We start from the raw sequence: 11,864 nt of genomic DNA on the forward strand, positions 1-11,864 counted from the left end.
AAATAGATTTTTAAATGAAAGCAGCTACACATTTATTTTTAGAATAGTCAAGGTACTATTAGCCATAAAAAAATAAAGAGCTAAAAATAAAAAGATGACCCATACTTAATTAGGGTCATCTCTTTATTATGTTGCAATTAGAAAAGGGTATTATTTTATAGTAAAGATTTTACATGGTTTACTACATTTTCAACAGTAAAGCCATATTCTTCTATTACTTTATCTCCGTTAGCCGAAGCTCCGAATTTATCGATAGCAATAATTTTTCCTTCACTACCAACATATCGTTCCCAACCGAAGGAAGCTGCCATTTCAATGGCAACGCGTTTTTTCACTTGTGGTGGAAGAATTGTATTTTTATATGTCTCTTCCTGTACATTAAAACGATCCCAAGAAGGCATGCTGACAACCTGCACGTCAATTCCTTTTGTAGCCAATTCTTTCTGAGCTGCAACTGCCAACTGCACCTCAGAACCAGTTGCAAGCAATAGCGCATCAGGAGTATCCTTTTCAGCCTTACTTACAATATACGCACCTTTTTTGACACCTTCATAGGCATGTTCCTTTGTTCCTTCTAGTGTTGGTAAATTTTGTCTTGTAAGAACTAATGCTGTAGGTGTGTCTGTAGATTCCAAAGCAAGTCTCCAAGCAGCCTGTGTTTCATTTCCATCTGCAGGACGAATCAATGATAAACCAGGCATAGCACGTAAAGCAGCTAAATGCTCTACAGGTTCATGTGTCGGTCCATCTTCTCCCACAGCAATAGAATCATGGGTGAAAACATAAGTTACAGGAACATTCATGATGGATGATAACCTTACTGCTGGTCTTAGATAATCACTAAAAACAAAGAAGGTTCCTGCATATACGTTTAAACCACCATGTAAAGCCATCCCGTTCAAAGCAGCACCCATTGCATGTTCCCTTACACCAAACCACACATTACGACCAGCGTAATTATTCCGTGTAAAATCATCTTCGTCATTGATGGTAGTTTTGTTAGAACCAGCTAAATCGGCACTACCACCAAAGAAGTTCGGTACAGCTTTAGCTATGGCGTTAAGCACTTTACCAGATGAAGCCCTTGTAGCCAACGTGTCTTTTTCAGGTTCAAATACAGGTAAGTCTTTTTCCCAATCTGCAGGAAGCTTGCCATTCAGTGCTAATTCAAATTCATTAGCTAGCTCTGGATATTTTTCTTTATATACTGCTACCTGTTGATTCCATTTTTCTTCAGCAGCTGCGCCATTGTCTGAAATTTTCCCCTTGAAATCTGCATAAACTTCTTCTGGTACATGAAAATCTTCATGCCCCCATTTATAGAATTCTTTTGTTAGTTTCACTTCATCTTTCCCAAGTGGTGCGCCATGTGAAGCAGCTGATGCTGACTTATTAGGTGACCCGTAACCAATAACTGTTTTGACCTCAATCAAAGTAGGCTGGTCGGTATTTTCTTTCGCTTTTTTAATCGCAGCCCTTAACTCATTTAGGTCATTCCCATCTTCTACACGGATCACTTGCCAACCATAAGCTTCAAACCGTTGCTCTGTATTATCTGAGAAAGAACGGTTTAATTCTCCATCTAAAGAAATATCATTAGAATCATACAAAGCAATTAGTTTTCCAAGACCAAGGTGACCTGCTAGAGATGCAGCTTCATGCGAAATACCTTCCATTAAGTCTCCATCACTGACTAAAGCATACGTATTATGGTTAACAACGGCAATATCATCCTTATTAAACTTGGCTGCTAAATGAGCTTCAGCCATTGCCATACCAACAGACATAGCAATACCTTGTCCCAAAGGTCCGGTAGTTGCTTCAACTCCGTCCGTGTGATTTACTTCTGGATGACCAGGAGTCTTAGAATCCCATTGTCTGAATTCTTTTAAATCCTCAATTGTCACATTATATCCAGATAGATGCAGTAAACTATATAGCAACATTGATCCATGTCCCGCAGATAACACAAAGCGGTCTCTATTAAACCACTTTGAATTGTTCGGATTATGTGTCATAAAGTCAGTCCATAATGTGTAAGCCATCGGAGCAGCCCCCATTGGGAGACCAGGATGACCAGAGTTTGCGTTTTCGATAGCGTCAATAGATAAGGTTCTAATGGTATTCACTGATTGTTCTTCAATATTGTTTGGCATATAATAAGCTCCTCTCGTAAATACAACTATAATATCCTACTTTATTCTATAACGAAAAAACATTAGTAACAAGTATTATAGGATTCAAAAAACAATTCTGTGATAGTTTGAACAAACTTTAAGAAATTATTTATTTATTTAGAGCAGTATTTAGCTAATGTTTTTTGTTTCTTTCTTGTAAGTCCCTCACTTTTTGAGGAGTAACGTCATTACCTTCCGGATCCATAACTGTCATGGTTTTAAATTGGTTTTTAAAAGAACTGCGGACATTTTTTAAATATTCTTCCCGCAACTTCTTTTGTTCTTTCTTCTCCTCTGTCGATAAACCCTCTTGCTTTGATTTTTTAGCTAACTGATTGATACGTTCTAACTTATCTTTGGATAACATTATAATTAAACCTCCTGCTCGAGTGAATAGCAATATAAAAAGACAGGAACGATCGTTCCTGTCTTTTTATATTACGCTCCATAATACTTATATTCAAGTGTTTTGAAACTCCTTAAATCTTCGATGTACTGTCGCTTTAGAAACAGAATATCCTAAACCATTTAGCGTTGTTGCAATTTCTTCAAATGTGAGATTTTTTTCTCTTAATCTGATTACTTCTTCTATAGGAAAGGAAATTCTATCTCTTCCTGGAGCTTTGTCTTGACGTGATAAATTATTTTGAGGCTTATAACCTTCTTTAACAGCCTTCTTCATCCCTCGTTTTATCTTTGTATTATGAATGATACGTTGATATTCTTCTACGATACCGACAATTTGTAAAACCATAGAGTCTGATTCAGATAACTCCAGTTCTCCTTCATGTATAGCTGTAAAAATTGGTATGTCGAGCTTTTTCAAATGATGGAATAAAGCAATTTTCGTATTTCCTCGCCCAAGCCTTGTTTCATCCTGAATAAGTAGACAATCCGCTCTATTGGAAGTAAAATAATCAAGCATTTCATAGATACCGTCTCTATTAATTTCATATCCACTTATTTGTTCTTCTATACATGCAATAATAGTAAATCCATTTTGTCTTGCAAGTTTTTGTAGTTCTTCTTTTTGCCTGCTTAAAGAGGTCTCCTGTGTTGATTTATCTGTACTTACCCGACAATAAATAATAGCATTCATTTAATAAACTTCTCCTGCCCTTTACTTATATACTACTCAGCTTGTAACCATAGAATAATACAAGAAACCTAAGGTTAAAGCAAATGCCACCAGATAGAATACGTCTGTTTTTGTTAATTTTCCAAACATAGTAAAATCCACCTCCCGCAAATTTAGAACCTTTGTTCGCTTATCTAATATGAGTATCGCACGAACATATGATCTTGTCAAGTCATTTTTCGAACGAACGTTTGCTTTTTCTATTTCTCAATGATAAACTATTAATAGTTAAACTATATGTGCGAGGTGTTTGATAGATGACAAAACTTTCTAATAGACAGCAAATGATTTTGGATTTTATAAAGGAAGAAGTTACTAACAAGGGGTATCCACCTTCTGTCAGAGAAATAGCTGTTGCTGTGGGGCTTGCTTCCAGCTCAACCGTCCATGGCCATCTTGCCAGACTGGAAAGCAAAGGTTTTATTCGCCGGGATCCTACAAAGCCTAGAGCAATTGAGATACTTGATATTACAGGCGAAGAAAGTATCCCAAGAGAGGAAGCGAGATATGCTCCTGTTATTGGTAAGGTAACTGCTGGTCTTCCAATTACAGCAGTAGAAAATATTGAGGAGTTTGTGCCTCTTCCAAGTAATACAGCAGGTCCGGATGATCATCTGTTTGTTTTGGTAATTGAAGGAGAAAGTATGATTGAAGCCGGGATACTTGATGGAGACATGGTTATCGTTAAACAGCAAAACACCGCCCAGAACAGCGATATTGTCGTTGCTATGACAGAAGAAGATGAAGCAACGGTTAAACGCTTCTTTAAAGAAAGCGATCATATACGCTTACAACCTGAGAACGCTACAATGGAACCCTTACTGTACAAAAATGTAAGCATACTTGGAAAAGTTATTGGATTGTATCGCAATATACATTAATAGTGCTTCTGCATAACACGAAACTGAAATGTGTTATTCGTCACTGAACCATTTGTGTTCTGTATCCCTTACTTCCATGAGCTTATGTGAGAAAAAGCAAAAAGACAATGATCATGTAGGTTAACTGCTAAAGATCACTAGTGTAAGAAGTTAAGCAAAACGGTTGCTGACTAAAAACCTGAGCACAAAATTATATTCTGTCTCATAAAAAAACTGCCATTATGGCAGTTTTTTAGATTTTAATCAATCTTAATAGGTGCTTAAATATTGTTCTCTTTCCCAAGGATGTACCGTCGTACGGAACATATCCCATTCAATTTCTTTTGCTTCCATGAAATGTTCATATAAATGATCTCCAAGCGCTTGAACGATAACTTTATCCTGTTCCAATTCTTTCAAAGCACCCATCAGTGTCGACGGTAAATCCTTAATACCGTTTTCCTCACGTTCTGCTCTGGTCATTACATAAATGTTTCTGTCAACAGCTGCCGGTGGTGTTAATTTATTTTCCACACCATCAAGTCCAGCTGCTAATAATACCGCCATAGCCATGTAAGGATTAGCTGCAGGGTCGACACTGCGTACTTCAATCCGTGTACTTAGACCCCTAGAGTATGGGATACGAACCAACGGGCTTCTGTTCGCTGCAGACCACGCTACATAGGAAGGAGCCTCATATCCAGGAACAAGCCTCTTATATGAGTTCACCGTTGGATTAGTTACTGCTGTGAAGTTTGTTGCATGCTTCATGATACCGGCTGTAAATTGAAATGCTACATCACTTAGTTGCATGTCACCCTGTTTATCAAAAAACATATTTTCTCCATTTTTAAACAAGGACATGTTTACATGCATTCCAGAACCATTTACACCAAATAAAGGCTTCGGCATAAAAGTAGCATGTAGATTATGCTTTCTGGCAATTGTTTTTACTACTAGTTTAAATGTTTGTATATCATCGGCATGTTTAACCGCATCAGCATATTTAAAATCAATTTCGTGTTGGCCCGGAGCACCCTCATGATGAGAAGCTTCAATCTCAAAGCCCATTTCTTCTAATTCAAGAACAATGTCCCTACGGCAATTCTCTCCTAGATCAGTTGGCGCCAGGTCGAAGTACCCGCCCCGATCATTCAACTCTAAAGAAGGATCCCCTTTTTCATCTAATTTAAATAAAAAGAATTCCGGCTCTGTTCCAATATTAAATGCATCAAAACCTAGTTCTTCCATTTTCTTTAAATTACGCTTTAGATTATATCGAGGACAACCCTCAAATGGTGTTCCATCCGGATTGTAAATATCACAAATAAAGCGGGCTACTTTACCTTTATCAGATGTCCACGGAAATACTACAAATGAATCAAGATCTGGATATAAATACATATCTGATTCTTCAATGCGAACAAAACCTTCAATGGAAGACCCGTCAAACATCATCTTATTATCCAGTGCCTTTTCAAGTTGACTCAGTGGAATTTCTACATTCTTAATAATTCCAAGCATATCTGTAAATTGCAGACGAATAAATCGTACATTCTCTTCATCGATTTGCCTTAAAATTTCCTCTTTGGTAATTCGTTTTCCCATCATTTCTCCTCCTGATTTGAGTTGGATTTATATAAAGAGAGAACTACTCTCTTCTTCCTAATTCCTAAAAAATCTTGATAATTCTCCTTGTCTTAAGCTCGCTTTCCCATACCTTCCTGCTTCATTTAACTCATTTCGTAAAATACTTCGCAGTTCCTTATCCGAAAGCTCTGATTTACCTTGGGCTTTTGGCAAATCTTTTTCTTCTTCAAGTAATAATTTAATACCGGCAATGTTTAGACCTCGGTCAAGTAGTGATTTAATCTTTAGTAATTTATCCACATCATTAAACGAGAATAATCTTTGATTACCTGTAGTTCTTTCGGGATGAATCAGGTTATTTTCTTCATAATATCTTATCTGTCTTGCTGTTAACTCCGTTAGTTTAATAACTATCCCAATAGAGAATAAGGGCATGGATCGTCTCTCTTTATCATTCAATACATAACCCCCTTATGTAATTATGTAACTAATTATAGATTATGTGAGATTAACTGTCAAATTGATGTTAGGTTTCCTCACATAAAAGAATAAATTAAAAGGAAGAGATAGCTACTTCTCTTCCTTTTCCCTTTTATAAAGTTAAAAAACCTTTTATTTGGAGTTCTTTTACTGATTGGGTAAGAGCTATCTTTACATGAGCATAGGTTAAACCCCCCTGAACAAAAACAATATAAGGATACCGCAGTGGGCCATCTGCTGACAATTCAATACTTGAACCCTGAATAAACGTTCCGGCAGCCATAATAACTTGATCTTCGTATCCGGGCATCTCACTTGGATAAGGTTTCACAAATGAGTTGACAGGTGAACTTTCCTGAATAGCCTGACAAAAAGCTACCATTTCCTTCTCTTCTTGAAACGTTACAGATTGAATTAAGTCCGTACGAACTGCTTGATAATGTGGAGATGTTGTATAACCTGCTAATTCTAACAATCTGGAAGTGAAAACTGCGCCTTTTAAGGCTTCCCCGACAACATGAGGTGCCATAAAAAATCCCTGATACATTTCATGCAATGTATTCAGAGTTGCTCCAGTTTCCTTACCAAGACCTGGCGCTGTTAGCCTATTGGCACACTTTAAAACTAATTTTTCTTTCCCAACGATATAACCGCCGGCACGGACCATTCCTCCACCCGGGTTCTTAATTAATGATCCCGCCATAATATCTGCCCCGACATGTAATGGTTCTATTTCTTCTACAAATTCACCGTAACAATTATCTACAAAAATGATAATATCTTCATTTATATCCTTAATGAATTTAACCATATCCCCTATTTCTTCGACAGTAAACGAAGGCCGATCATCATATCCTTTCGATCTTTGAATCCCAATTACTTTTGTTTTGTCGCTTATATTTTCTTCGATGGAAGGATAATTAATGGACCCATTTAAATTTAAATTGACTTCTTTGTAGGAAATCTGAAAGTCTTTTAACGAGCCGGTATCAGTTTTACCACGTTTACCAATAACCTCCTCCAACGTATCATACGGTTTTCCAGTTATATAAATAAGTTCATCATTAGGTCTTAACAACCCGAATAAAGTAGTGGAAATAGCATGAGTACCTGATACCAATTGGGGTCTGACGAGTGCATCCTCTCCTCCGAATACATCTGCGTATATTTTCTCTAGGGATTCTCTTCCCATATCATCATAGCCGTAGCCGCTTGTCGAATTAAAATGACTATCGCTCACACGATTTTGCTTAAACGCATCTAGCACTCGTTTCTGATTTATCTCTACAGTTTTATTAATCTTATTATGAATATGCTTGCAATCTTTTTCTGCTTTTTCTACTAATTGTTCTAACATTGGTTGTTTTTACTCCTCTAATAGGCTTTCTAAAGCGTGATTTTTCTGCATATAGCCTTTTACTATATAATAATTTTTTTCTTCATTAAAATATTTATCCTTGACGATTGTCTCTAACTCAAGTCTGGTCATTATTTTTCCTTCATCGGGGCGTAATTCCAGCTTGTAATACTTCCACTCTTTTATTAAAGATTCTTCAATTTTGGTTTGCAACAAATCTACATCCCCATCTTCATAGGCGCTCATAATGAAATAAGGGTGGTTTGAAGGTATAAAATCTTTTTCCATTAAATCCTTTTTGTTATAAATGGTTAACATAGGAATTGTATCTGCATGTAATTCTTCCAATAATATACGGACAGTATGTTGGTGTTGTTCCAGATCAGGATTTGAGCCATCTACGACATGCAGAAGAAAGTCCGCTTCAGATACTTCCTCCAACGTGGACTTAAATGCTGCAATTAAAGATGTAGGTAAATCTTGAATAAAGCCTACCGTATCTGTTAGTAATGATTGGAAGCCCGACGGCAGTTTAATTTGTCGAGTTAATGGGTCCAGAGTAGCAAAAAGTTTATCTTCTACCATACTTTCACTATCAGTTAAACGATTGAATAAAGTTGATTTTCCAGCGTTTGTATAACCTACAACGGCAATTTGAAATACTTCATTGGCTTTTCGTCTCTTTCTATATTGCTCTCTTTGCTGTGCTACAGAGGACAGTCTTCTTTTAATATCATAAATCCTACGTCTAATATGTCTTTGATCTGTCTCCAGCTTTGTCTCACCAGGACCTCTGGTGCCAATCCCCGCTCCTAATCTGGACATGCTCGCTCCTTGACCACGGAGTCTCGGTAGCATATATTCCAACTGGGCAAGTTCTACTTGGAGCTTTCCTTCTTTGGTTCTAGCCCTTTGTGCAAATATATCGAGGATTAATTGGCTTCTATCGATTATCCGTACGCCAAATTCATTTCCTAAATTACGTAATTGACCTGAAGAAAGCTCATCATTTGAGATAACCAACTCGATATCCAGTTCCTCAATTTCCTGTTTTATTTCTTCCATTTTCCCAGTTCCAATGTAATTAGCTGGATGAATTCGGTCTCGTTTCTGTACCATTATTTTCTGGACTGCCCCGCCAGCAGTTTGACTTAAAGAAATGAGTTCTTCTAAAGAAGATTGAAATCTTTCTTCATTTTGTCTCGGTCGCATAACTGCAATAACTAGTATTTTTTCTACTGTCATATTTAAACCTCTTTCTATCAACCCTTAACGTATTATCTACATGTATTATCATACCAAACGGAGCATCTGATAACCAAATATTGCGCTATCAATTATCGAACAGCAGATCTTTTTCTGTTAATGTAATCAAGTCGTCTGTAGTTAGGTTATTCCTTTTTAACAGGCGAACTGCATGAAGCCTGATTGCATTTTCAATTACATTTCTTACATAGCGGGCATTGGAGAAATTACGGGCTTTTTCTTGAGTTTTTTTATATAAATGCATTCTTAATTCCTGTTCCGCTTCTTTTGTTAAACGATATTCACGCTCTGCTGCCATTTGCCTGGCTATTTTCATTAATTGACTTATTTCATAATCCTCAAAATCTAATATAAATGGAAACCTTGACTGTAAGCCAGGATTTAACGTTAAAAATCTTTCCATCTCATACGGATAGCCCGCTAAGATTAGTACAAAATCATTATGGTGATCTTCCATATGTTTTACTAACGTATCAATAGCTTCTTTTCCAAAATCCTTATCGCCGCCTCGCGCCAGTGAGTAAGCTTCATCTATAAACAGAATTCCTCCCATTGCCTTTTGAATAATAGTACGGGTCTTTTGAGCGGTTTGACCAATATATTCACCAACAAGATCGGCTCTTTCAGCTTCAATAAAGTGCCCTTTTGACAATAAATTCATTTCAAAATATAGCTTTGCCAACTTCCTTGCCACAGTAGTTTTTCCTGTCCCGGGATTTCCTTTAAATAGCATGTGGAGAACTTGCTTAGAGCTCTTTAATCCTAATTCATGTCTTTTTTGATTAATTACTACTGTTGCATAAATTTCTTTTATTGTTTTTTTCAAATCTTGCAAGCCAATAATCGAAGAGAATTCTTGATCTATATGTGTAAATGGATTGTTTTCAAGTGACGAAGTTGTTTTCTGTGATTTTCCTTCATCGTTTTTTTGTTCTTTTAAAACAATATTAATTTGACTTTTCTTATTCCTGATTAATTGTGTTTCCATACCATCACCTCTCAGTCAATTCAGTATACGCACTTAATCAATATGGTGTGACATTCGCCTATATATCTGAGAGTATTTTTGATAGTTCGTTTAATGTATACAAAAGGCCCCAAAATGCAAATACAACAAGGGTCGGAGTAATAATTTACTTCTGTAGATAATGATTTTAAAGGAGAGTTTGTTCCTCAAAACATTCAATTCAAACTTATTTCAGATAACTTCTTAATAATTTACATATAAAAACGGGTGCTAAGCAGCACCCGTTTCAACATCTATTCTGTTTCTAAAGACACATTTTTAACTGGAGCGAAAGTGGAAATTGCGTGTTTGAAAATTAATTGTTGCTTTCCTTCTGTCTCAAGTAAAACTGTAAAATTATCAAATGCTTTTAATGTCCCTCTTAATTGAAATCCATTTGTTAAGAAAACAGTTACTGCGATGTGATTTTTTCTTAATTGATTTAGATATTGGTCTTGAATATTAACATTTTGAGCCATTATGTTTCCTCCTCATTTCTATCTATATATAACTATTTCTATTTGTCTTGCAATAATCCTGCTAGATCATCTAAAATCTTTATAAAATCTTCCTGATATGTATCTGGATTAATGGAATACCAACTTATTTTCATCTTATTGCGAAACCAAGTATATTGCCGTTTTGCGTATCTTCTTGAATTTTTCTTTAAATTTTCAACCGCTTCTTCAAATGGCTGCTTTCCATGAATATAGGGAACTATTTCTTTGTAACCGATCGCCTTCATGGAACCATATTTTTCATAACCCTTTTCATATAACGATTTCACTTCTTCAACCAGTCCGTCTTTAATCATCTTGTCTACACGCTGGTTAATCCGTTTATATAGTAGGTCTCTCTCCATTTCCAAGCCGATAAAAATAACGTTGTATGGAGACTCTATCGTTTGCTCTTTTTGGAGCTGAGACATTTTCACTCCTGTTATCTCATAAATCTCTAATGCTCGAATTACTCTTCGATAGTTATTTGGATGAATTTTTTCAGCCTGTTCCGGATCAATTACACGTAACCGGTCATATAGATGTTTAACTCCTAATTCTACCCGTTCGTTTTCCAATCGCTTCGTAATTCGCTCATCACGTCCTGCTGGAGAAAAATTGTAGTCAAATAAAGCGGACTGTATATATAGGCCGCTTCCTCCTACAATAATCGGGATCTTTCCTTTGGCATCTATAGATTCAATACATGTTTGCACATGGTTTTTAAAATCTGCAGCAGAGTAAGGTTCATTAGGCTCTTTTATATCAATTAAATGATGTGGGATTTCTTGCATTTCCCGCTCATCAACTTTTGCAGTCCCAATATCCATTCCTTTATATACCTGCATAGAATCTCCGCTGATAATTTCACCCTCAAATCGCTTTGCTATCTCAATACTTAGTTTGGTTTTCCCTACTGCTGTGGGACCGACAATTGCAATTACTGTTTTTTTCATACCTCTTCCCCTACATACTGATTATTTACTCATAAGCCTGATATGCTCGGAACATCCATAGATTCTTTTCCAATTTTGTCTGTAATGAAATTAGTAAATCTTCAGTAGGGTAATCCTTGTGCTTATCAGCTAAAACAAGTCCCTCATCCCTAATTTCTGAAATAATTTGTTCGAAATCTTTTATTAGTTGAGATACTATTTCACTTTCTTTATCATCTGCATTTGCCTCTTCTAATGTAGACTCTTTTAAATACTTGGTCATCGTAGCCAAAGGTTTTCCTTCTATCATTAAAATTCTTTCTGCTATTTCATCTAGTTCACTGGCAAATAACTCATATAACTCTTCAAATTTTTCATGAAGCTGGAAGAAATGTCTACCTTGTACAAACCAATGGTATCGATGCAACTTAACATACAATACAAAGTAATTTGATAGTAACTGATTCAGAAAGTTAATTAACCTTTGATTTTCCATTTTTTACACCTCTGAGCTTTTTGTACTCATTATTCACTTGGTGTATTGTTTTTATACAGCAT

12 protein-coding genes are annotated in these 11,864 nt (G+C 36.2%); 1 reads left to right on the forward strand and 11 read right to left on the reverse strand.

Annotated features, from left to right (window positions below):
• Positions 1-155: 155 nt before the first annotated feature.
• From tkt to BME96_RS10400, 3 genes are all read right to left on the reverse strand, one after another.
• On the reverse strand, positions 156-2,156 hold the full coding sequence (gene tkt / locus BME96_RS10390) for a transketolase (RefSeq protein ID WP_071649038.1): 2,001 nt from the start codon (positions 2,154-2,156) through the stop codon (positions 156-158).
• Between the two features lie 154 nt (positions 2,157-2,310).
• Positions 2,311-2,544, reverse strand: coding sequence for a DUF896 domain-containing protein (locus tag BME96_RS10395; protein WP_019378488.1), 234 nt, complete (start codon positions 2,542-2,544; stop codon positions 2,311-2,313).
• A gap of 93 nt (positions 2,545-2,637) precedes the next feature.
• Positions 2,638-3,276, reverse strand: a complete 639-nt coding sequence (locus tag BME96_RS10400) for a YneB family resolvase-like protein (RefSeq protein ID WP_019378489.1) — start codon at positions 3,274-3,276, stop codon at positions 2,638-2,640.
• Positions 3,277-3,572: 296 nt separating this feature from the next.
• Between BME96_RS10400 and lexA the strand changes: the two genes are divergently transcribed.
• A complete protein-coding gene (gene lexA, locus BME96_RS10405) occupies positions 3,573-4,196 on the forward strand; it encodes a transcriptional repressor LexA (protein WP_060681859.1) in 624 nt (207 codons plus the stop codon).
• A gap of 249 nt (positions 4,197-4,445) precedes the next feature.
• Here the strand turns inward: lexA and glnA are convergent, their stop codons facing one another.
• The 8 genes from glnA to BME96_RS10445 form a co-directional block, all read right to left on the reverse strand.
• On the reverse strand, positions 4,446-5,783 hold the full coding sequence (gene glnA, locus BME96_RS10410; protein WP_019378492.1) for a type I glutamate--ammonia ligase: 1,338 nt from the start codon (positions 5,781-5,783) through the stop codon (positions 4,446-4,448).
• Positions 5,784-5,840: 57 nt separating this feature from the next.
• Positions 5,841-6,224, reverse strand: coding sequence for a MerR family transcriptional regulator (locus BME96_RS10415; RefSeq protein ID WP_060681858.1), 384 nt, complete (start codon positions 6,222-6,224; stop codon positions 5,841-5,843).
• A 133-nt stretch (positions 6,225-6,357) separates the two neighbouring features.
• Positions 6,358-7,602: a methionine gamma-lyase family protein gene (locus BME96_RS10420; RefSeq protein ID WP_071649039.1), complete on the reverse strand. Its 1,245-nt coding sequence runs from the start codon at positions 7,600-7,602 to the stop codon at positions 6,358-6,360.
• A gap of 9 nt (positions 7,603-7,611) precedes the next feature.
• Complete coding sequence (gene hflX, locus BME96_RS10425; protein ID WP_019378495.1) at positions 7,612-8,847, reverse strand: GTPase HflX; 1,236 nt, start codon at positions 8,845-8,847, stop codon at positions 7,612-7,614.
• An 88-nt stretch (positions 8,848-8,935) separates the two neighbouring features.
• Complete coding sequence (gene spoVK / locus BME96_RS10430; protein ID WP_071649040.1) at positions 8,936-9,856, reverse strand: stage V sporulation protein K; 921 nt, start codon at positions 9,854-9,856, stop codon at positions 8,936-8,938.
• Positions 9,857-10,128: 272 nt separating this feature from the next.
• The gene (hfq, locus tag BME96_RS10435; RefSeq protein ID WP_019378497.1) at positions 10,129-10,353 is read right to left on the reverse strand and encodes an RNA chaperone Hfq; all 225 of its coding nucleotides are present in this window, start codon (positions 10,351-10,353) and stop codon (positions 10,129-10,131) included.
• 38 nt (positions 10,354-10,391) lie between these two features.
• Positions 10,392-11,327, reverse strand: a complete 936-nt coding sequence (miaA, locus tag BME96_RS10440; protein WP_071649041.1) for a tRNA (adenosine(37)-N6)-dimethylallyltransferase MiaA — start codon at positions 11,325-11,327, stop codon at positions 10,392-10,394.
• Positions 11,328-11,352: 25 nt separating this feature from the next.
• On the reverse strand, positions 11,353-11,802 hold the full coding sequence (locus BME96_RS10445; RefSeq protein ID WP_060681855.1) for a Dps family protein: 450 nt from the start codon (positions 11,800-11,802) through the stop codon (positions 11,353-11,355).
• Between the last annotated feature and the right edge of the window lie 62 nt (positions 11,803-11,864).

This window comes from Virgibacillus halodenitrificans, assembly GCF_001878675.1.
GTDB classification, from domain to species: Bacteria; Bacillota; Bacilli; order Bacillales; family Amphibacillaceae; genus Virgibacillus_Q; species Virgibacillus_Q halodenitrificans.